The 18990-nt window shown below is 68.6% G+C and carries 24 protein-coding genes; 11 read left to right on the top strand and 13 right to left on the bottom strand.

Going from position 1 to position 18990, the window contains the following annotated elements:
- Positions 1-118: 118 nt before the first annotated feature.
- The 3 genes from BLS34_RS07800 to BLS34_RS07790 all read right to left on the bottom strand — a co-directional run bounded on the left by BLS34_RS07800 (position 119) and on the right by BLS34_RS07790 (position 2968).
- The gene (locus BLS34_RS07800) at positions 119-790 is read right to left on the bottom strand and encodes a DNA-3-methyladenine glycosylase I (protein ID WP_093149420.1); all 672 of its coding nucleotides are present in this window, start codon (positions 788-790) and stop codon (positions 119-121) included.
- Positions 791-928: 138 nt separating this feature from the next.
- Positions 929-1732, bottom strand: coding sequence for an enoyl-CoA hydratase (locus tag BLS34_RS07795; protein WP_028793289.1), 804 nt, complete (start codon positions 1730-1732; stop codon positions 929-931).
- A 39-nt stretch (positions 1733-1771) separates the two neighbouring features.
- A complete protein-coding gene (locus BLS34_RS07790; RefSeq protein ID WP_093149419.1) occupies positions 1772-2968 on the bottom strand; it encodes a CaiB/BaiF CoA transferase family protein in 1197 nt (398 codons plus the stop codon).
- A gap of 303 nt (positions 2969-3271) precedes the next feature.
- Here BLS34_RS07790 and ccmA point away from each other — a divergent pair, with 303 nt between their 5' ends.
- The 9 genes from ccmA to ccmI all read left to right on the top strand — a co-directional run bounded on the left by ccmA (position 3272) and on the right by ccmI (position 10571).
- Positions 3272-3949 carry a heme ABC exporter ATP-binding protein CcmA gene (gene ccmA / locus BLS34_RS07785; protein WP_093149416.1) on the top strand — a complete coding sequence of 226 codons (678 nt, stop codon included), beginning with the start codon at positions 3272-3274 and terminating at the stop codon, positions 3947-3949.
- On the top strand, positions 3946-4611 hold the full coding sequence (gene ccmB / locus BLS34_RS07780) for a heme exporter protein CcmB (protein ID WP_028793287.1): 666 nt from the start codon (positions 3946-3948) through the stop codon (positions 4609-4611). Before ccmA ends, ccmB begins: the two co-directional genes overlap by 4 nt.
- 14 nt (positions 4612-4625) lie before the next feature.
- Positions 4626-5345 (top strand): heme ABC transporter permease, encoded by a 720-nt coding sequence (locus BLS34_RS07775; protein WP_093149411.1) that lies wholly within the window; start codon positions 4626-4628, stop codon positions 5343-5345.
- A 141-nt stretch (positions 5346-5486) separates the two neighbouring features.
- Complete coding sequence (gene ccmD, locus BLS34_RS07770) at positions 5487-5678, top strand: heme exporter protein CcmD (RefSeq protein WP_028793285.1); 192 nt, start codon at positions 5487-5489, stop codon at positions 5676-5678.
- Positions 5675-6166: a cytochrome c maturation protein CcmE gene (gene ccmE / locus BLS34_RS07765; protein ID WP_028793284.1), complete on the top strand. Its 492-nt coding sequence runs from the start codon at positions 5675-5677 to the stop codon at positions 6164-6166. The genes ccmD and ccmE overlap by 4 nt, the downstream gene beginning before the upstream one ends.
- Positions 6163-8139: a heme lyase CcmF/NrfE family subunit gene (locus BLS34_RS07760; RefSeq protein ID WP_028793283.1), complete on the top strand. Its 1977-nt coding sequence runs from the start codon at positions 6163-6165 to the stop codon at positions 8137-8139. The genes ccmE and BLS34_RS07760 overlap by 4 nt, the downstream gene beginning before the upstream one ends.
- 4 nt (positions 8140-8143) lie before the next feature.
- Positions 8144-8677: a DsbE family thiol:disulfide interchange protein gene (locus tag BLS34_RS07755; RefSeq protein ID WP_093149409.1), complete on the top strand. Its 534-nt coding sequence runs from the start codon at positions 8144-8146 to the stop codon at positions 8675-8677.
- Positions 8674-9162, top strand: coding sequence for a cytochrome c-type biogenesis protein (locus BLS34_RS07750; protein ID WP_028793281.1), 489 nt, complete (start codon positions 8674-8676; stop codon positions 9160-9162). Before BLS34_RS07755 ends, BLS34_RS07750 begins: the two co-directional genes overlap by 4 nt.
- Positions 9159-10571, top strand: coding sequence for a c-type cytochrome biogenesis protein CcmI (gene ccmI, locus BLS34_RS07745; RefSeq protein WP_093149407.1), 1413 nt, complete (start codon positions 9159-9161; stop codon positions 10569-10571). The genes BLS34_RS07750 and ccmI overlap by 4 nt, the downstream gene beginning before the upstream one ends.
- Here ccmI and BLS34_RS07740 read toward each other — a convergent pair.
- A complete protein-coding gene (locus tag BLS34_RS07740) occupies positions 10552-11640 on the bottom strand; it encodes a 5-(carboxyamino)imidazole ribonucleotide synthase (RefSeq protein WP_093149406.1) in 1089 nt (362 codons plus the stop codon). The genes ccmI and BLS34_RS07740 overlap by 20 nt on opposite strands.
- A 3-nt stretch (positions 11641-11643) precedes the next feature.
- Positions 11644-12135, bottom strand: a complete 492-nt coding sequence (gene purE, locus BLS34_RS07735; RefSeq protein WP_028793279.1) for a 5-(carboxyamino)imidazole ribonucleotide mutase — start codon at positions 12133-12135, stop codon at positions 11644-11646.
- 156 nt (positions 12136-12291) lie between these two features.
- Here purE and BLS34_RS07730 point away from each other — a divergent pair, with 156 nt between their 5' ends.
- Together BLS34_RS07730 and BLS34_RS07725 are read left to right on the top strand one after the other, a co-directional pair.
- Entirely contained in the window at positions 12292-12834 is a 543-nt protein-coding gene (locus BLS34_RS07730) for a response regulator (protein WP_051244830.1), read from the top strand.
- A 28-nt stretch (positions 12835-12862) separates the two neighbouring features.
- Complete coding sequence (locus tag BLS34_RS07725) at positions 12863-13360, top strand: Hpt domain-containing protein (RefSeq protein WP_028793277.1); 498 nt, start codon at positions 12863-12865, stop codon at positions 13358-13360.
- Between the two features lie 37 nt (positions 13361-13397).
- Here the strand turns inward: BLS34_RS07725 and BLS34_RS07720 are convergent, their stop codons facing one another.
- From BLS34_RS07720 to def, 8 genes are all read right to left on the bottom strand, one after another.
- Entirely contained in the window at positions 13398-13622 is a 225-nt protein-coding gene (locus BLS34_RS07720) for a YdcH family protein (protein WP_425425872.1), read from the bottom strand.
- A gap of 39 nt (positions 13623-13661) precedes the next feature.
- Positions 13662-14177: a GNAT family N-acetyltransferase gene (locus tag BLS34_RS07715; RefSeq protein ID WP_051243990.1), complete on the bottom strand. Its 516-nt coding sequence runs from the start codon at positions 14175-14177 to the stop codon at positions 13662-13664.
- Positions 14167-14901 (bottom strand): ABC transporter permease, encoded by a 735-nt coding sequence (locus tag BLS34_RS07710; protein ID WP_093149404.1) that lies wholly within the window; start codon positions 14899-14901, stop codon positions 14167-14169. Before BLS34_RS07710 ends, BLS34_RS07715 begins: the two co-directional genes overlap by 11 nt.
- Before the next feature lie 3 nt (positions 14902-14904).
- Positions 14905-15618: an ABC transporter permease gene (locus BLS34_RS07705; RefSeq protein WP_093149402.1), complete on the bottom strand. Its 714-nt coding sequence runs from the start codon at positions 15616-15618 to the stop codon at positions 14905-14907.
- An 83-nt stretch (positions 15619-15701) separates the two neighbouring features.
- Complete coding sequence (locus tag BLS34_RS07700) at positions 15702-16559, bottom strand: transporter substrate-binding domain-containing protein (RefSeq protein WP_093149400.1); 858 nt, start codon at positions 16557-16559, stop codon at positions 15702-15704.
- Positions 16560-16615: 56 nt separating this feature from the next.
- Positions 16616-17389: an ABC transporter ATP-binding protein gene (locus BLS34_RS07695; protein WP_093149399.1), complete on the bottom strand. Its 774-nt coding sequence runs from the start codon at positions 17387-17389 to the stop codon at positions 16616-16618.
- A gap of 165 nt (positions 17390-17554) precedes the next feature.
- The gene (locus BLS34_RS07690) at positions 17555-18235 is read right to left on the bottom strand and encodes a COQ9 family protein (RefSeq protein WP_051243984.1); all 681 of its coding nucleotides are present in this window, start codon (positions 18233-18235) and stop codon (positions 17555-17557) included.
- Positions 18232-18828 carry a peptide deformylase gene (gene def, locus BLS34_RS07685; RefSeq protein ID WP_093149396.1) on the bottom strand — a complete coding sequence of 199 codons (597 nt, stop codon included), beginning with the start codon at positions 18826-18828 and terminating at the stop codon, positions 18232-18234. The genes BLS34_RS07690 and def overlap by 4 nt, the downstream gene beginning before the upstream one ends.
- Between the last annotated feature and the right edge of the window lie 162 nt (positions 18829-18990).

The following is an 18990-nucleotide window of genomic DNA, read 5'->3' as shown; positions in this document are numbered from 1 at the left end:
TGGGGCATGCGCCTGGGATGGCATGGGCGGAGGCAATCTCATTCGGCCGCCTTGGCACGCTTTTCCGTAGGCCCCGGCACAAGGCCGGGGAATGAATAGAGAGAAAGATCGGGGGAGTTCACCCCACCCCGAACGCCAGCACCCGGCTGATATGCGACAGCGGCCGGCCGGACTCCGCCGCCCAGGCGTTGAACGCCGCCTGAACCGCCGCCATGTCCTTGCGCGCGGTCGGCTCCTTGTCGACCACGCCCTCGCGGATCAGCGCCTTGACCACATCCTCGGAGAGCAGGTAGCCGTCGCGGCCCATGAAGCGCATGGCGATGGCGCCCACCCGACCGCCCAGTCGCGAACCGCGCTTCTTCAGCATCTCCAGCAGCCCGGCATAATCCTCCGCCGGCCACGCGGCGAAGCACTTGGCCGCCGAGCCATACTCGCCGGCGAGATCCTGCAGGAACGCGGCGTTCTCCCGCACCGAGCGGATCTTCGCTCCGTTGCGCACGATGCGGGTATCGGACACCAGGGCGTCCAGATCCTCATCGCTCATCAACGCGCAGCGGCCGACATCGAAGCCCCAGAAGGCGGCCTCGAAGCCGTCCCACTTGCCGTCGACGACCTTCCAGTTGAAGCCGGACTGGAAGATCCGCCGGGTCATGTCGGACAGCCAGCGGTCGTCCGGGATCGCCGCCAGCTCGGCGGCGGTCTTCGGAGAGGTCAGCAATGCCTCCAGCGCCGCATCGCCGCCCTTGCGGGCGGCGGCACGGGCGTAAAGGTCGACGAAGGATGCGGCCATCGCGCCCGCCTCCCTAGAGCAAATCACGATCAGATGGTCACATCCGATCGTGTGACTTTGCTCCAACTCTAATGGGTTAGAGGACGATTCACGGGTCAGATCGAGTCGATCTGAACCGATCGTGCTCTAGTCGCGGCGTCAGGTTGCCGTGAAGTTGGGGGTCCGCTTCTCCATGAAGGCGGTGCGGCCTTCCTTGTAGTCGTTGCTGCCGAAGCACTTGCGCACCGCCTCGTCCGGCTGGGACAGGTCCCAATCGCCCTGCGGCTTGGCCAGTTCGATCAGCGAGGCCTTGACCGCCTGGACCGACAGCGGCGCGTTGCCGGCGATCCGGTCGGCCAGCGGCCACAGCACGTCGTCGAGTTCGGCCTTCGGCACCACCCGGTTGACCAGGCCCATGATGCGGGCCTCCTCGGCGTCGAACTGCCGGGCGGTGTAGAAGATCTCGGCGACGAATTGCGGGCCGACGATGTCGTACAGCCGGCGCACACCCTCGAAGGCGTAGCCGATGCCGAGCTTGGCGGCCGGCACGGCGAAGCGGGAATCATCGGAGCAGATGCGGATGTCGGCATCCAGCGCGATGGCCAGGCCGCCGCCGATGCAGTAGCCGTTGATCCGCGCGATGGTCGGCTTGCGCAGGTTCTGGACGGTGTCGTGGAAATCGGCGACCGCCTCGTTGTAGACCTCGATATGCTCGACCGAGGAGCGTTCGTTCTCGAACTTGGAGATGTCGGCGCCGGCCACGAAGGCCTTGTCGCCCGCGCCGGTCAGCACGACGCAGCGGATCTCGTCATCCTCGGCGAAGGTGGCGACCGCCTCGCGGCCCTCGCGCCACATGTCGAGCGACATGGCGTTGTGCTTCGCCGGGTTGTTGAACGTCACCACGCCGACGCGCCCGCGGCGCTCGACGAGAAGGCGGTTTTCGGAAGCTTCGGCTGTGGCCATTGTCTTGCTGGCTCCTGAGTTCTGTCTGTTCGAGTAAGATTAGATGACGCTGCGGCCGCGCAAGTCTGCGATCTCCGCCTCGCTGTAGCCGTGCTCGGCCAGGATCTCGTCGGTCTGCTCGCCTGGGTCCGGCGGATAGACGACGATCTCGCTCGGCGTGCGCGACATCTTGATCGGCTGGCCGACCAGATCGATCCGGCGACCGACATTCGGCGAATCCACGCCGCGCTGCATGCCGAGATGCTGGATCTGCGGGTCCTGGAACACCTTGTCGATGGTGTTGATCGGCCCGGCCGGCACGCCGGCCTCGTTGAACAGGTCGACCCACTCCTCCGAGGATTTGGTGCGGGTGATCTCGTCGATGATCGCGTTCAGGGCATGCCGATTGGCGGATCGCAGTTCGCCGGTGGAATAGTCCGGATGATCCGCCAGGTCGTCGCGGCCGATCGATGTGCAGAACCGCTTCCAGATCGCCTGGCCGGCCACCGCGATGTTGATATGGCCGTCGGTCGTGGTGAACACGCCGGTCGGGATCGAGGTCGGGTGGTCGTTGCCCGCCTGCTTGGGCACGGTGCCGTCCATGGTCCAGCGTGCGGCCTGGAAGTCGAGCATGAAGGTCATGGCCTGCAGCAGCGAGGTCTGCACCCACTGGCCCTTGCCGCTCTCGCCGCGCTCCAGCAGGGCGACGAAGATGCCGATGGAGGCGAACAGCCCCGCGGTCAGATCGGCGACCGGGATGCCGGCCCGCACGGGACCCTGGCCGACCAAACCGGTGATGCTCATCAGCCCGCCCATGCCCTGGGCGATCTGGTCGAAGCCCGGGCGCTTCTCGTACGGGCCGTCCTGGCCGAAGCCGGAGATCGACGCATAGACGATCCGCGGATTGATCGCCGACAGCGCGTCGTAGTCGACGCCGAGCCGGGTCTTCACATCGGGGCGGAAGTTCTCCACTACCACATCGGCGCTCTCGACCAGCTTCTTCAGGACCGCCACGCCGTCGGGGTCCTTCAGGTTCAGCGACATCGCCCGCTTGTTGCGGTGCAGGTTCTGGAAATCGGAGCCGTGGCGCTTGCCGCCGAGCTGGTTGCCGCCCTCGAGCGCCTCGGGCAGCTCGACCTTGATGACGTTGGCGCCCCAATCGGCGAGCTGACGGACGCAGGTCGGCCCGGACCGGACCCGGGTAAGGTCCAACACCTTGATATGCTTCAGGGCGTCGGAGGCTGGCGTGAACGGCATTTATGATCCTCCCATTGAGCGCGGGCAGACTAGACGACCCCGGCAAGTGCGCCAATCCTCGCAATAAAAGGCATGCGGCGGAGTGTCGCATCGGGCATAGCCCCTCGAAAGGGGACCCAGGGGTTCCTATATCAGTTACAAGGCCAGTCAAAGAGCCATGATCTCGTCGGGAGATTACTCCCGGACTGCCTCGGAAGCGGCATCGCACCCTCCCCTCCCCCCGCAGATGCGGTGCCGCTTCCACCAGTTTCTCTTTCCTCTCGAAATCGTGTAATCGGCACCGTTCCGCGTTATAGAGGGCCGATGACCGAGCTTTCCCCCGCACCCGGCCGCCTGACCGCGACGGATATCGCCGTGGCCCGCGGCGGGCGTCCGGTATTCGCCGGTCTCTCCCTGTCCCTGGGACCCGGCGAGGCCCTGCGGCTGGCCGGCCCCAATGGCGGCGGCAAGAGCACCGTCCTGCGGGTGATCGCGGACCTGCTGACGCCGCTCAAGGGCGCGGTGCGCTGGAACGGAACGGCGACCTCCGAGGATCCCTCGGCCCACAGCCGGCGGATCGCCTATCTCGGCCATGCCGACGCGCTGAAATCGGCGCTGACCGCCCGCGAGAATGCCGAAACCATGCTGTCCGTCGCCGGCCGCAACAACGGTGCGGCCCTGGACCGCGCGTTCGACCTGCTGGACCTGCAGCGGCTGTCCGACCTTCCGGCCGGATGGCTGTCGGCCGGGCAGCGCCGCCGGGTGGCCCTGGCGCGGGTCGTCGCGTCGGGCGCTCCGCTGTGGCTGCTGGACGAACCGACGGTCGGCCTCGACGCCGCGTCGGTTTCCGCCCTGGAACGGGCCATCGCCGGGCATCGCGCCGCCGGCGGGATGGTCATCGCCGCCACCCATATCGCATTGGACCTCGGCCCGGGTGACGCCACCCTCGATCCGGGTGCCTTCTCCTGGACGACAGACGTCTTCGGCGAGGCGCTGGTGTGAGCCCGTTTCTCGCCGTCATCGCCCGCGACCTGCGGCTCGCCCGACGCCAGGGCACGGACATCGCCATGACCTTGGCGTTCTTCGTGGTCGTGGTCGCGCTGTTCCCCCTCGGCCTGGGCCCGACGCCGGAGCTGCTGGCCCGGATCGCGCCGGCCGTGCTCTGGGTCACCGCGCTGCTCGCCGCCATGCTGTCCTTCGACCGGCTGTTCCAGCAGGATTCCGAGGATGGCGGGCTGGAGCAGCTCGCCCTGTCCGGCCTGCCCCTGTCGCTGCTGGCCCTGGCCAAGGCCGTCGCCCATTGGCTGACCACCGGCCTGCCGATGCTGGTGCTGGCGCCATTGCTGGCGGTCAGCCTGAACCTGGCTTCCGACGCCTATTGGACCCTGGTCGCCACCCTGGCGCTGGGCACGCCGGTGGTCAGCCTGTTCGGCACGGTGGGTGCGGCCCTGGTGGTCGGTGCCCGGCGCGCCGGGGTGCTGGTGGCGCTAATCGTCCTGCCGCTGCTGATCCCGGTGCTGATCTTCGCGGTCTCGGCCATCGAGGCAGCGTCCGCCGGCCTGACGATCCGGGTTCATCTGCTGTTTCTCGGCGCGATCCTGGCCGCATCGATCCCGCTGGCACCGCTCGCCGCCGGTGCCGCCTTGCGCCAAGCCCTCGACTGAGCGATATCCACTGCATGCACCGTTTCGCCAATCCGACCCGGTTCTTCCGCATCGCCAACGCCGTCCTGCCGGTGCTGGCGGTGGTGTCGGCAGGCCTATTCGCCGCCGGCCTGTACTACGCGCTGTTCGACAGCCCCGCCGACTATCAGCAGGGCGAGACGGTGCGGATCATGTACGTGCACGTGCCGGCCGCCTGGGCGGCGCTGGCCTGTTACGCCACCATGGCCCTGGCCGGCGCGTCCTTCCTGATCTGGAAACATGTGCTGGCGGATCTCGCCGCCCGTGCCGCCGCCCCGATCGGCGCCGGCTTCACCCTGATCTCGCTCGCCACCGGGTCGCTCTGGGGCCAGCCCATGTGGGGCACCTGGTGGGTCTGGGATGCGCGGCTGACCTCCGTGCTGATCCTGTTCTTCCTGTATCTGGGCTACATCGCGCTGGTGAACGCCTTCGACGACCCGGACCGGGGCGGACGGGCCGGTGCCGTGCTGGCCCTGGTCGGGGCGGTCAACGTGCCGATCATCAAGTTCTCCGTCGACTGGTGGAACACCCTGCACCAGCCGGCCAGCGTGCTGCGCATGGACGGCCCGTCGATCGCGCCGGAGATGCTGCTGCCGCTGTTGCTGATGGCCGGCGCTTACTTCACGCTGTTCGGGGTCATGATGATCCTGCGGCTGCGCGGGCTGTACGCCGGTCGTCGCCTGCGCCAGATGAGACTTGCCGCGGCGTCCCGCTAGCCCACATCCCTGTCGGTCCGTGATGCGATTAGCCGCATGGAGCGGGCTGCCGTCGCGCTTGGCGTTGCGGGTCGGACGCCTTAGGTTTGGCGGGCAAGGGTGCGTAGGTACCCGTGGGTTACAGACCGGGGAGAACCGGGCGTGGACTATTTCTCGATGGGTGGATACGCGGCGTATGTGTGGCCGTCCTACGGCATCGCGGCGCTCGTCCTGATCGGACTTCTGATTCATTCCTGGACCGATGCCCGCCGCCTCGAGGCAGAAGTGGCGCGGCTGCGTGAGCTCGGCTCCGACATCCGCCGTCCTGCCGACATGCGGGGGGACGCCCCATGACCCGGAAGAACCAGCGCATCGCCCTGATCGTCGGCGGCCTCGCCTTCCTCGGCATCGCCGCCGGACTGGTGCTGACCGCGTTCGAGGACAGCGTCGTCTTCTTCTTCAGCCCGACCGACCTGCGGGCGGAGCCGGTGGATCCCGAACGCCGCATCCGCGTCGGCGGGCTGGTGGAGAGCGGGTCGGTGGAGCGCGGCCCGGCCGACGCGGAGATCCGCTTCAACGTCACCGACGGCAATTCGACGCTGACCGTCCGCTATGTCGGCATCCTGCCGGACCTGTTCCGCGAGGGGCAGGGCATCGTCGCCCAGGGCCGCCTGCAGAACGCCGTGTTCCAGGCGGACGAGGTCCTGGCCAAGCACGACGAGACCTACATGCCCAAGGAAGTGGCCGACGCTCTGAAGAAGCAGGGTCACTGGAAGGACGGGGAATCCCCGTACCCTGACGCCCAGGAGACCGGCGCACAACAGACCGGAGGTGGCTCTTGATCGCCGAGCTCGGCCATCTGGCACTCGCCGCCGCGCTGGTCGTCGCGGTGTTCCAGACCGTGGTGCCGCTCTACGGCGCGGCGCGCGGAGATTCCACGCTCATGGCCATGGCGCAACCGGCGGCCCTGGTCCAGTTCGCCGCGCTGATCCTTTCCTTCGGCGCGCTGACCCACGCCTTCGTGACCTCGGACTTCTCGGTCTCCAACGTGGCCGCGAACTCCCATTCCCTGAAGCCGATGATCTACAAGGTGTCGGGGGTGTGGGGGAACCACGAGGGCTCGATGCTGCTGTGGGTGCTGATCCTGTCGCTGTTCGGCGCGGCGGTGGCGGCGTTCGGCGGCAATCTGCCGGAGAGCCTGCGGGCGCGGACCATCGCGATCCAGGGGATGATCGGCATCGGCTTCCTCGCCTTCATCCTGTTCACCTCGAACCCGTTCGAACGAGTCGTGCCGCCGCCGATCGACGGCCGTGGGCTGAACCCGCTGCTGCAGGATATCGGCCTCGCCCTGCATCCGCCGATGCTCTATCTCGGCTATGTCGGGCTCTCCACCACCTTCTCCTTCGCCGTCGCCGCCCTGCTGGAGGGCCGGGTCGATCCATCCTGGGCCCGCTGGGTGCGGCCCTGGACCCTGGCCGCCTGGGTGGCGCTGACCGCCGGCATCATACTCGGCTCGGGCTGGGCCTATTACGAGCTCGGCTGGGGCGGCTGGTGGTTCTGGGATCCGGTGGAGAACGCCAGCTTCATGCCCTGGCTGGCGGCGACCGCCCTGCTGCATTCCGCCATCGTGGTGGAGAAGCGCGACGCCCTGAAGAGCTGGACCATCCTGCTGGCGCTGATCGCCTTCGCCCTGTCCCTGCTCGGCACCTTCCTGGTGCGCTCCGGCGTGCTGACCAGCGTGCATGCCTTCGCCGTCGATCCGGAGCGCGGCATGTTCATTCTCGTCCTGCTGGCGATCGCCATCGGCGGCTCCTTCGCGCTCTATGCCTGGCGTGCGCCGACGATGGAGGGCGGCGGTGTGTTCCGGCCGATCAGCCGCGAGGGCGGGCTGGTGCTGAACAACCTGCTGACCGCGACCGCGGCGGCCACCGTGCTGATCGGCACCCTGTATCCGCTGGCGCTGGAAACGGTGACCGGCGAGAAGGTCTCCGTCGGCCCGCCGTTCTTCGAGGCGACCTTCGTGCCGCTGATGGTGCCGCTGGTCATCGCGGTCGGCATCGGTCCGCTGCTGGCCTGGAAGCGCGGCGACCTGGCCGGCGCCCTGCATAACCTCTGGGCCGCCGCCATCATCGCCATTTCGCTCGGCTTGGCGCTGGCCTGGCTGCAGGGCGCGCCGGTCGGCGCGGCCCTGGGCATGGCGCTCGCCGCCTGGCTGGGGGTCGCCGTGCTGACCGAACTGGCCGACCGGATCCGCCTGTTCCGGGTGCCGCTGTCCAGCTCCCTGTCCCGCGCCGCCGGCCTGCCGCGCGCCGCCTACGGCATGACGCTCGCCCATCTCGGGCTGGCGGTGTTCATCGTCGGCGCGGTCGGCGAAACCTTCTTCAGCGCCGAGGTCGTGCGTTACGCTTCCCGGGGCGACAAGGTGGAGATCGCCGGCCACACCCTGACCTTCGAGGGAGTGACCGAGCGGGCGGGGCCCAACTTCAACGCCCAGGTCGGCACCTTCGTCCTGGAGAACGGCCAGCGCCTGGAATCCGAGCGCCGCTTCTTCCCGGCCGAGGGCCAGCAGACCACCGAGGCGGCGATCCGGGTGCGCCCGGCCGGCGATCTCTATGCCGTGCTGGGCGAGCCGGCCGACGGCGACCGCTGGACCGTCCGCGTCTATCACAAGGCCCTGGTGATGTGGATCTGGGTCGGCGGGTTTCTGATGTCCCTGGGCGGGCTGGTCTCGCTCGCCGACCGGCGCCTGCGCGTCGGCGCACCGGCCCCGCGCCGCGAGCGTACGGCGCTCGCCGCCGCCGGCGGAGACGACTGAGCCCGTGCGCCGCCTGTTCGCCCTGATTCCGCTCGCCGCCGCCGTCGCCCTGGTGGCAGCCCTGGCCTGGCCGATCCTGGACGGGCGCAATCCGCAGGAACTGCCGTCGGTCCTGCTGGACAAGCCGGTGCCGGCCTTCGACCTGCCGGGCCTGGAGCCGGGCGCGCCCGGCCTCGCCTCCGCCGACCTCGCCGGCAAGCCGGTGCTGGTCAACGTCTTCGCCTCCTGGTGCGCCCCCTGCCGGGCCGAGATCCCCCGGCTGCAGGCCCTGGCCGGGGACGGCGTCACGGTCTACGGCCTGGCCTACAAGGACGACCCGGTGGCCACCCGCCGGTTCCTGTCCGATCTCGGCAATCCGTACGCGCGGATCGGGGTCGACCGCGACGGCCGCACCGGAATCGAGTTCGGCGTCTACGGCGTGCCCGAGACCTATGTGATCGACGGCAGCGGCGTGATCCGCCACCGCCATGTGGGCGAGGTGACCGACCGGGTGGCGGAGGCGACCCTGGTGCCGCTGCTGAAGGAGCTGGAGCAATGATCCGACCGGCGATCCGTGCCCTGCTCCTCGCCCTCCTGCTGCTGGCCGCCGGGCCGGCGCTGGCCGTGCAGCCCGACGAGGTGCTGGATGATGCGGCGCTGGAGGCCCGCGCCCGCACGCTCAGCGCCGAGGTGCGCTGCCTGGTCTGCCAGAACCAGTCGATCGACGACAGCAACGCCGAGTTGGCCCGCGACCTGCGTCTGCTGGTGCGCGAGCGCCTGATCGCCGGCGACAGCGACCAGGAGGTGCTCGATTTCCTGGTGGCCCGCTACGGCCCCTTCGTGCTGCTGGAGCCGCCGAAGACCGAGAGCACGCTGATCCTCTGGTACGGCCCCGCCGCCCTGCTCGGACTGGGCGCCATCGTGGTGATCGTCACCCTGGCGCGCCGGCGCAAGGCCGCCACGCCCACACCGCTCACACCGGAGGAGCGGATGCGCCTGGACGCGCTGCTGGACGAGGAAGACGACACCGGGAGGCCGGCATGATGTTCTGGGCCGTCGCCGGCGTCCTGGTGCTTGCCGCCGTGCTCGCCCTGATCGCGCCGCTGGTCCGCCGGCGCCAGGCCACGGCGCCGCGCGCGGAACACGGTCTGGCGGTGCTGAAGGACCAGCTTGCGGAGATCGAGCGCGACCGGGCCGCCGGGCGGCTGGCCGATGCGGAGGCGGATGCCGCCCGGATCGAGGTGGAGCGCCGCATCCTGGCCGAGGCGGATCGCGACGAGGCCCCGACCGCGACCGATCCCGCCTCCACCCGCTGGCGCCGCTTCACCGTCGCCGCGCTGATCATCGTCGGCGTGCCGGCCGCCACCGCGGCCGTCTACCTGCATGCGGGCAGCCCCGGCATGCCCGACCTTCCGCTGTCCGCCCGCGCCGACGAGCGCACCCGCATGGCCGAGCTGGCGCAGCGTCAGCGCGGTATCATGGAGATGGTGCAGAACCTGGAGCAGCGGCTGGGTAGCCAGCCGGACGATCTGGAAGGCTGGATGCTGCTCGGCCGATCCCGGCTGGCCCTCGGGGATTTCGAGCAGGCCGCCGTCGCCTTCCGGCGCTCGGCCGGGCTGGGCGGCGGTGCCGAAGCGCTCGGCGAGATGGCCGAGGCCCTGGTCCGACGCGACCGCGGCATCGTGACGCCGGACGCCCGCCAGGCCTTCCGGGACGTGCTGGAGATCGCACCGGCGGATCCCCGCGCCCGCTATTACCTGGCCCTGGGCGCTCTGCAGGCGGGAGACGCGGAATCCGCGCTGCGGCAGTGGCTGGCCCTGGCCGCCGACACGCCGCCCGATGCGCCTTGGCGGGCCGGGCTGATGCAGCGGATGGAGGATGTGGCCGCCGAGAACGGCATCGACCTGGCGGCCCTGGGCCAGGAGGTGGTCGGCGAGCGGCCGACGGCGTCGGGGCCGCGCGGTCCCAGCCAAGAGGACGTGGCCGCCGCCCAGTCCATGTCGTCGGAGGATCGCCTGGCGATGATCCGTGGCATGGTCGACGGGCTGCAGGCCCGGCTGGAGGCCGATCCGAGCGATATCGACGGCTGGCTGCGGCTGGGCCGGTCCTGGCAGGTGCTGGGCGAGCCGGAGAAGTCCGTGGCCGCCTACAAGGAGGCGGCGGAGCGGGCGCCGGACCGGGCCGACGTCCAGCTCGACTACGCCCGCGCCCTGTTCCCGCCGGGCACCGCCAACCGGGCGATGCCCCAGGCGTTCATCGACACGGTCGCTCGGGTGCGGGAGATCGAGCCGGAGAATCCGGAAGGGCTATTCTTCGGCGGCATGATCGCCGCGCGCAAGGGCGACACGGAGGCCGCCCGGGATCTCTGGACCCGGCTGCTGGAGCGGCTGCCCGAGGACTCGCCGATCCGCGCCGCGATCCAGCAGCGGCTGGCTATCCTCGGCGAGGGCTGAGCCGCCGGTTCACGTGTCCCATCTTGCGACCGGGCCGGGCTTCCGCCTTGCCGTAGAGATGCACATGGGCGTCCGGATCGCGCAGATAGCCCGACACCTTGTCCACATCGTCGCCGATCAGGTTCAGCATCTCGCTCTCGTACAGGATGTCGGTCGGCCCGAGCGGCAGGCCGGCGACCGCGCGGACGAATTGCTCGAACTGCGAGGTGGCGCAGCCGTTCTGGGTCCAGTGGCCGGAATTGTGCGGCCGGGGCGCGACCTCGTTGATCAGCACTTCGGCGTCCTCGGTCACGAACATCTCCACGGCCAGAAGGCCGACGATGTCCAGGCCGTCGATCAGGGTCTCCGCCGCCTTGCGGGCCGCCGCGGCGACCGCGTCGGATACCCGGGCAGGCACCACCGAGCGGCGCAGGATGCCGTCCTCGTGGCTGTTCTCGGTCACCGGGAAGCAGGCGATCTCGCCGTCGGCACCGCGCGCGGCGATCACCGAGACCTCGGTGACGAACGGCACCATGCGTTCCAGAATGGCGTCGTCGCTGCCGAGTTCCTCCCACACGGTGGCGAGGCTGGACTCCATGTCGACCCGGATCTGCCCCTTGCCGTCATAGCCGAGCCGGCAGGTCTTCAGGATCGCCGGCACGCCGACGGCGGACAGCCCGTCGATCAGCTCGTCCAGGGTGGTCACCCCCCAGAACTGCGCGGTCTCCAGGCCCTGGTCCCGCGCGAAACTCTTCTCGGTCACCCGGTGCTGGGCGACCTCCAGGGCCATCGGCCCGGGGCGCACGGCCACGCGCTTCATCAGGTACTCGACCGTCGCGACGGGCACGTTCTCGAATTCGTAGGTCACGACATCGACCGCCTCGGCGAAGGCGTCCAGCGCCGCCCAGTCGTCCCAGGCCGCCGAGGTCGCCGCGAACGAGACCTGCGCGGCCGGCCCGCCGTCGGCGTCGGGATCGTAGATATGGCAGCGGTACCCGAGCGGGGCGGCGGCAAGGGCCGTCATCCGGCCGAGCTGGCCGCCGCCGAGGATTCCGATGACGGCGTTCGCGGGGAGAGGCTGGAGCGCCATGGATCAGCCCTCGTCCGTGGGGACGTCGGCGACCGACTCGGTACGCGCCTGACGCCAGGCCACCAGGGCGGCATCCGCCTCCGGGTCGGACAGCGCGACAATGGAGGCGGCCATCAGCCCGGCATTGGTCGCCCCGGCCTTGCCGATGGCCAGGGTTCCGACCGGAACGCCGCCCGGCATCTGCACGATCGACAGCAGGCTGTCCCAACCGGACAGGGCCTTGCTTTCGACCGGCACGCCCAGCACCGGCAGGGTGGTCATGGAGGCGACCATGCCCGGAAGATGGGCGGCACCGCCGGCGCCGGCCACGATCACCTGCAGGCCCCGGCCCTTGGCGGCCTCGGCATACTCAACCATCCGCTTCGGCGTGCGGTGGGCCGACACGATCCGCGCCTCATACGCGATCCCGAGGTCTTCCAATACGTCGCAGACGTGTTTCATGGTTGACCAGTCGGACTGGCTGCCCATGATCACGCCGACCTTGGGTGAGGGCATATTCGCCTCCAAGTTGTCGATTGTGCCCGCGACCACCTGAAGCCGCGAAGCCGCGGACTATACGAACCGGACCCGCCGCATTCAAGAACAGCCAGCCTTGCTGACAGCCAGGGTTGCGAAGGTTAGAATAAACTCTTGTGATAAAAGGCGTTGCTGATGTCGATGAAGACGTATGCATTGGAGGCGATCTCGGTCCTCGTGGTCGAGGACAACCGATTCATGCGGTCTATATTGGTTAACGTCATCAAAGGACTCGGGGTCACCCACGTCGTCGAGGCACGCGACGGGCAGGAGGCCCTGGAGGAACTTCGCAACACCGCGGCCGACATCATCGTGATGGACTGGGAGTTGGAAGGGATGGCCGGATCCAAACTTCTGCAGACCGTGCGCAGCGGCAAGCGTGGGCTGAACCCGCTCACCCCGGTCATCGTCGTCTCGGCCAACACCATCGCCCGCAACGTGTTGCAGGCCCGCGACACCGGCATGACCGAGTTCCTGGCCAAGCCGGTCTCCGCCGCCGCGATCTATGCCCGGATCGTCTCGATCATCGAGCACCCGCGCCGATTCGTGCGCACCGGGTCCTATTTCGGTCCGGACCGACGCCGCCGCTTCGAGCCGGGGTATCTCGGACCCAAGCGGCGCGCCGACGACCGCTCGATGGACGACGCGACCGATATCGACGTGAAGAAACAGGCGTGACGTCCCGGCGACGTTTCAGGGGATCCTGATGACCGACAAGCACAAGGTCGAATTCATCGACAATCCGAACCCGATCCGCAAGAAGGTCCGGGTCGAACAGGGCGCGGATCCGGCCAACCTGATCCGCCGGGCCGACAAGCAGGTGCAGAAACTGTCCGGCGAGTTCGAGGAGATCTTCGCCGCCACCATCCCCGCCCTCGGCGAAGCGATGGAGGCGGTGCGCAAGAGCGACGGTGCGGACAAGGACGCCCTGGGCCAGGTACGGCGCATGCTGCACGACCTGCGCGGCCAGGCCGGGACCTTCGGCTATCCGCTGGTCAGCCAGGTGGGCGACAGCGCCTGCAAATTCATCGACCTGTCCGACCAGATCGGCGCGCCGGAAACCGAGGTGCTGGGCATGCATATCGACGCGCTGAAGGCCATCAGCCAGGCCAAGATCAAGGGCGACGGCGGCCCGGTCGGCGCCGAACTGCGCGGCGGCCTGCGCAAGGTGATCCTGAAATACAACGACCGGAAGACGGCTTAGTTTTGCTCTATCTTTAATGGGTTAGCGCGCGGTCGGTTCAGGCGATGATGTCGGGCAGGATCTGGCTTTCGAGCCGGCTCATCTGATCCTTCAGCGACAGCTTGCGCTTCTTCAGCCGCTGCAACTGGATCTGGTCGAAGGGCGCGCGCTCGATCAGGCGAGCGATCACGTCGTCCAGGTCGCGGTGCTCGGTCTTCAGTTCGGCGAGCCGGCGTTTCAATTCTTCCAGATCTTCCACGGAGCCCTCGGTCGCGATGCGCACGGCGTCAGTCTTGTAACGTTCCTCAAATGGCGCCGGGGTTCAAGCTTTCCAAACCGCTTTCGCCGCGGTCAGCACCATGACCTGACCGGAGGGGAAGCGGTGGCGGCCGCGCTCGCGGTACCCGGCCTTCTGAAAGGCGATGATCGCCCCCCAATGGTCCGGATGCGGATCGGCCACGACCCGCTCGCAGCCCGCCTCGGCGAACAGCTTTGCGGTCAGGGCGCGGATCGCGGCGCGGCCGTGCTTGCGGTTCACCACGTCCTCCTCGCCGATCAGCAGGTCGATGCCCCGGGTGCCCGGCCCGACCCCGTCGACCTGCAGCCAGACATCGCCGTCCTTCAGCGCGTCATAGTCCTGGGCATAGCCGATCGGCCGGCCGTCCAGGTCGATCCGCCACGGCCGCAGCCAGTCCGGCACCGGGGTCCCGGCGTGGAACGCCTCCACCACCGGCGCGGTCCAGTGCGGCTTCCACCAGCGCTTCACATGCGGGGCGGCGAGCCAGGTCTCCAGCCGCGCCACCTCGTCGGCCGGATAGGGGACCAGTTCAATGGGCATTGGCGACGTCCTGGTCCGGCAGGGTCCGGCCGGTCTTGGCCTCGCGCAGATCCGGCGACAGCCGGTATTCCAGCCACATCACCCCCCGCGTCGCCACGAAGTTGATCACCAGATAGAACGCCGCAGCGATGAACAGCGGCTCGATGCTGAACGTGGCCGAGGTCTCCTTGCGGGCGATCAGGGTCATGTCCAGGATGGTGATGGTGCTGGCCAGCGAGGTCGACTTGATCATCAGCACGATCTCGTTGCCGTAGCCCGGCAGGGCCTGGCGGATCGCCTGGGGGAAGATCACCCGTCGGAACCGCAGCCAGGTGCTCATACCGCAGGCCTTGGCCGCCTCCACCTGCCCCCAGGGCACGGCGAGCAGCCCGCCGCGGATGATCTCCGCGGTATAGGCGGTGGTGTTCAGGGTCAGCGCCAGGATGGCGCACCAGTGCGCCTCGCGCAGGAGCGGCCACAGGAAGCTCTGCTGCACCGCCTCGAACTGGCCGAGTCCGTAATAGATCAGGAAGATCTGCACCAGCAGCGGAGTGGAGCGGAACAGATAGACATAGGCATAGGCCAGCGCCTGCAGCGGCCGATACGGCGACAGCCGCACCAGGGCCAGGCCGATCGCCAGGAAAAACCCGAGCGCCAGGGACGAGCCGGCGAGCGTCAGGGTCCAGGGCAGACCGTTGGCGATGAGCTCCCAGGTGTTGTCCGGCTGGTCGAACAGCTTGATCATCGCTCAGGCTCTCCGCACGCCGCGGTTGGCGAAGGCTTCCGCCCGGCCGAACACCTTGTTGGAGAGCGAGGTCAGCGCCAGGTAGAGCACGGCCGCCGACATGAAGAAGACGATCGGCTGCTTGGTCGAACCGGAGGCGACGAAGGCCTGACGCATGATCTCGGTCAGGCCGACGACGGAGATCAGCGAGGTGTCCTTCAGGGTGAGCTGCCAGACATTGCCCAGTCCCGGCAGGGCGTAGCGCGCCACCTGGGGCACCAGGATGCGGCGGAACATCACCCAGCGGCTCATGCCGCAGGCCTTGGCCGCCTCGATCTGCCCCTTGGGCACCGCCAGCACGGCGCCGCGGATCACCTCGGTGGAATAGGCGCCGGAGATGAATCCCAGCGCCAGAACGCCGGTGGTCAGCGCGTTGAACTCGATATAGCCGTTGTAGCCGAACAGCTTGGCGACGGCCATCACCGCCTGCCCGCCGCCGAAGAAGATGATGTAGATGGTGATCAGGTCGGGAATGCCGCGCACCAGGGTGGTGTAGACGTCGCCCAGCAGCGGCACCAGCGGCACCCGGGACAGCTTCACCGCCGCCCCGCCGGTGCCGAGCACGATGCCCAGCGCGAAGGCGATCACCGCCACCAGCAGCGTCCAGCCCGCACCCCGCACCATCTCGTCGCCCCAGCCCGAGTCGCCCCAGGCCAGCAGGCTCATCCACTCCGGCATGCGCCCGTCATCCCCCTGCTACCGAAATGCGGACGGGGACGGCGCGTCGGCCGTCCCCGCCCCGATGGATCACCCGGCGAAGGTCATTCCTTGGCCGAGGCGTCGAAGCCGAAATGCTCGATGGCGAGCTTGCTCAGGGTGCCGTCGGCGATGGCCTCGCCGATCGCCTTGGAGAACATGTCGGCCAGCGCCTGGTCCTCCTTGCGGATGCCGGCACCGACGCCATTACCGAACGGACCGCCGGTGAAGCCCGGGCCGACGATCTTCAGGCCCTTGCCCTCGTCCTTCTCCAGCAGCGGCTTCCAGTACGACATGGCGGCCAGGGCAGCGTCCACGCGGCCGGCCTGCAGGTCCAGATCCAGGTTCTCCTGGGTGTCGTAGGTCTTCACCGTCACGTCGCCGGCGATGAACTCGTTCAGGAAGTTCTCGTGGGTGGTGGCGATCTGCACGCCGATGGTCTTGCCGGCGAAAGCCTCCTTCACGGTGGCGATGGCGGCCTTCTCGGCGTCATCCAGCTCGGACATCGTCACCGCGTCCACGTCGGTCTTAAGGTCGGCGAACGGACCGTCGGACTTGACGACGAAAACACCCGGGGTGGCGGCGTAGGAGCGCGAGAAGGTGATGACCTCCATGCGCTTCTCGGTGATCGACATGCCGGCCATGATCGCGTCGTACTTGCCGGCCTGCAGCGCCGGGATGATGCCTTCCCAGGCCTGCTGCTGCAGGGTGCACTCGAGCTCCAGGCGGGCGCAGAGATCCTTGTAGAGATCGACCTCGAAGCCCACGAGGTTGCCCGAGGAATCGGTGTAGTTCCACGGCGCGTAGGCGCCCTCGGTGGCGATCCGCACCGATGAGCCCTTGCCCCAGTCTGCGGCCGAGGCGGCGGTGGCGACGCCGGTGGCGAGTGCCGCGACCGCCAGCAGCGTGGTCAGCTTTTTCATGTGAAGTCCTCCTGGTTGAACACGTCCCCATCCGGATTTTACCGGTTCTTGGGGGTCTACTGCCCCACGCCCATCCCTTCGGTGGTCGCGAGGAATTGGCGGCAACGCTCCGAGTCGGGGTTGCCGAAGACCTGCGCTGGCGGACCCTGCTCCTCGATCCGGCCCTGGTGCAGGAAAACAACCTCGTCCGAGACCTCGCGGGCGAAGCGCATCTCGTGGGTGACGATGATCATCGTGCGCCCTTCCTCGGCGAGCTGGCGCATGACCCGCAGCACCTCGCCCACCAGTTCCGGGTCGAGGGCGGAGGTCGGCTCGTCGAACAGCATGACCCGCGGCTCCATGGCGAGCGCGCGGGCGATCGCGCAGCGCTGCTGCTGGCCGCCGGAGAGATGGGCCGGATACTGGTCCCGCTTGTCGGCGATGCCGACCTTGTCCAGCAGCGCCATCGCCTGGTCGGTCGCCTCGCGCTTCGGCACGCCGAGCACGTGGACCGGCGCCTCGATCACGTTCTCCAGGACGGTCATGTGGGTCCACAGGTTGAAGCTCTGGAACACCATGGCGAGACGCGAGCGGATTCGGTCGACCTGCTTGACGTCGGCCGGCTTCAAGCCGCCATCGCGGCCGGGGACCATCCGGATCAGCTCGCCATCGACCCGAACCTCGCCGGCATTGGGGATCTCGAGCAAGTTGATGCAGCGCAGGAAGGTGGACTTGCCGGACCCCGACGCGCCGATCATCGAGATGACGTTGCTGTTGGCGGTCGAGAGCGAGACGCCCTTGAGGACTTCCAGCGAACCGAAGCGCTTGTGAAGGTCGGTGACCTCCAGCATCGGCGGAGAGGCGGTCGAAATGCCCGGTGTGCGGGCCTCGGCGGCGACTGGCAAAAAACCCACCTTTGCGCTGCAACAAAGATATAATCTCGCAGCATAACCGGCTGGTATGCGTCGGCAAGCGCAATCGGTGAAATTCCGGAGGTTTCCGCCCCGGTTCGGATGTCAGACCGACGAGCCGCGGGCCGCCCGCCAGGCGCGGGAGAACCGGCGCGGATTGGGCAGATACTCGCCCAGGGATTTCAGCCGGGCGGTGACCTTCGGCACCTTCATCACGTCGCCGATCCGGCGGTCGAGGAAGGCCCAGGTCTCGCCATGGCCTTCGGAGGTGTCGTCGAGCCAGTACAGCAGCGTGGAACTGAACACCGCCGCCAGCAGGCCGCGCTTGGAGTAGAAATTGTAGTCGGTCGAGGTGTCGCCGCAGGTCCACCAGATCGTGTCGACCGTACGGTACAGGCTGCGCGCGGCCATGCCGGTATTGCCGGGCAGCGCCAGGAACGACAGGGCGCGGCGCACCGCCTCCTTGTGCGGCTCCACCGCCTCCAGCCGCAGGCGCACGCCCAGGGCGACCTTCTCGCGGATCTTCAGCCCGTCCAGACCGTGGGCCTCCATGTCGGCGGCCATTCGCGTATCGGCCCGGGCCAGCCAGTAGCCGACCGCGTCGCGCACGCCGGCCGGAAAGGCGATGTCGACGTCCTCGGCCACCAGCCCGGCGGATCGCGCTCCGTCGGTCAGGCTGCGGCGGGTCCAGCCGTCGAACAGGACGTTGGGCAGGGCCGCGTCCAGAATGCGGTCGCGCAGGGTGTCCATCGGGTTGACTTGGGACGTGGTGCGATCGGTGCTCATGTCGCCGACTCCTCTGTTGGATCGGGTGCTGCAGCGTCGCGCCCGGGCGATGGCGGCGGCACGTCGCGCATATCCGCCTCGATCAGCTCCTCGACATAGCCGAAACGGGTGAAATCGGTCATCCGGTCGAGATACAGAATGCCGTCCAGGTGATCGACCTCATGCTGCAGCACCCGGGCGCGCATGCCGGTCATCACGGTATCGACGCTCTCGCCCTCCGGCGTGACCGCCGTCAGCCGCACCCGGGTCCAGCGCGGAACCTCGCCGCGCAGGCCGGGGATCGACAGACAGCCTTCCATGCCCAGCGCCCGCTCGTCGTCGATCGGCGTCAGCGCCGGATTGACCAGGGCGGTCAGCGGCAGCGGGCCGTCTTCCGGGTCGTCGGTCCGTCGGGCGGCGGGCACGGAGACCAGGATCACCCGCTCGGACACGCCGATCTGCGGCGCGGCGAGGCCGATGCCTCCGGCCTCGGCCAGGCAGGCCTCCATCTCGCGGATCAGCTCCGCGACTTCCGGGGCACGGGGATCGGCCACCGGGGCCGCGATACGGCGCAGGACCGGGTCGCCAGCACGGACTATGGACTTCGCACTCATGATGAGGCATATAGCGCGCCCATCGGGGCCGGTCCAGCGGACGCGGCCCTGGAACGGCACGGCGTTTTGAGGTATACTCACCGTAAGTGCTGGCCGATTGATCCGATATCGGGTCCGTCGTGCTGGCGTTTATTTGTGCCGAGGCAATGAGGAAAGGAGTGC

Source organism: Thalassobaculum litoreum DSM 18839 (genome assembly GCF_900102465.1).
Lineage (GTDB): Bacteria > Pseudomonadota > Alphaproteobacteria > Thalassobaculales > Thalassobaculaceae > Thalassobaculum > Thalassobaculum litoreum.
Note: the sequence above shows the minus strand (reverse complement) of the source record. Positions and strands in the feature narration are given on the sequence as shown.

Excerpts from the sequence above, each read along its gene's own strand:
- BLS34_RS07800 (WP_093149420.1), bottom strand. The coding sequence starts at position 790 with ATGGCCGCATCCTTCGTCGACCTTTACGCCCGTGCCGCCGCCCGCAAG.
- BLS34_RS07795 (WP_028793289.1), bottom strand. The coding sequence starts at position 1,732 with ATGGCCACAGCCGAAGCTTCCGAAAACCGCCTTCTCGTCGAGCGCCGC.
- BLS34_RS07790 (WP_093149419.1), bottom strand. The coding sequence starts at position 2,968 with ATGCCGTTCACGCCAGCCTCCGACGCCCTGAAGCATATCAAGGTGTTG.
- ccmA (WP_093149416.1), top strand. The coding sequence starts at position 3,272 with ATGACCGAGCTTTCCCCCGCACCCGGCCGCCTGACCGCGACGGATATC.
- BLS34_RS07775 (WP_093149411.1), top strand. The coding sequence starts at position 4,626 with ATGCACCGTTTCGCCAATCCGACCCGGTTCTTCCGCATCGCCAACGCC.
- ccmE (WP_028793284.1), top strand. The coding sequence starts at position 5,675 with ATGACCCGGAAGAACCAGCGCATCGCCCTGATCGTCGGCGGCCTCGCC.
- BLS34_RS07750 (WP_028793281.1), top strand. The coding sequence starts at position 8,674 with ATGATCCGACCGGCGATCCGTGCCCTGCTCCTCGCCCTCCTGCTGCTG.
- ccmI (WP_093149407.1), top strand. The coding sequence starts at position 9,159 with ATGATGTTCTGGGCCGTCGCCGGCGTCCTGGTGCTTGCCGCCGTGCTC.
- BLS34_RS07740 (WP_093149406.1), bottom strand. The coding sequence starts at position 11,640 with ATGGCGCTCCAGCCTCTCCCCGCGAACGCCGTCATCGGAATCCTCGGC.
- purE (WP_028793279.1), bottom strand. The coding sequence starts at position 12,135 with ATGCCCTCACCCAAGGTCGGCGTGATCATGGGCAGCCAGTCCGACTGG.
- BLS34_RS07730 (WP_051244830.1), top strand. The coding sequence starts at position 12,292 with ATGTCGATGAAGACGTATGCATTGGAGGCGATCTCGGTCCTCGTGGTC.
- BLS34_RS07725 (WP_028793277.1), top strand. The coding sequence starts at position 12,863 with ATGACCGACAAGCACAAGGTCGAATTCATCGACAATCCGAACCCGATC.
- BLS34_RS07715 (WP_051243990.1), bottom strand. The coding sequence starts at position 14,177 with ATGCCCATTGAACTGGTCCCCTATCCGGCCGACGAGGTGGCGCGGCTG.
- BLS34_RS07710 (WP_093149404.1), bottom strand. The coding sequence starts at position 14,901 with ATGATCAAGCTGTTCGACCAGCCGGACAACACCTGGGAGCTCATCGCC.
- BLS34_RS07705 (WP_093149402.1), bottom strand. The coding sequence starts at position 15,618 with ATGCCGGAGTGGATGAGCCTGCTGGCCTGGGGCGACTCGGGCTGGGGC.
- BLS34_RS07700 (WP_093149400.1), bottom strand. The coding sequence starts at position 16,559 with ATGAAAAAGCTGACCACGCTGCTGGCGGTCGCGGCACTCGCCACCGGC.
- BLS34_RS07695 (WP_093149399.1), bottom strand. The coding sequence starts at position 17,389 with ATGCTGGAGGTCACCGACCTTCACAAGCGCTTCGGTTCGCTGGAAGTC.
- BLS34_RS07690 (WP_051243984.1), bottom strand. The coding sequence starts at position 18,235 with ATGAGCACCGATCGCACCACGTCCCAAGTCAACCCGATGGACACCCTG.
- def (WP_093149396.1), bottom strand. The coding sequence starts at position 18,828 with ATGAGTGCGAAGTCCATAGTCCGTGCTGGCGACCCGGTCCTGCGCCGT.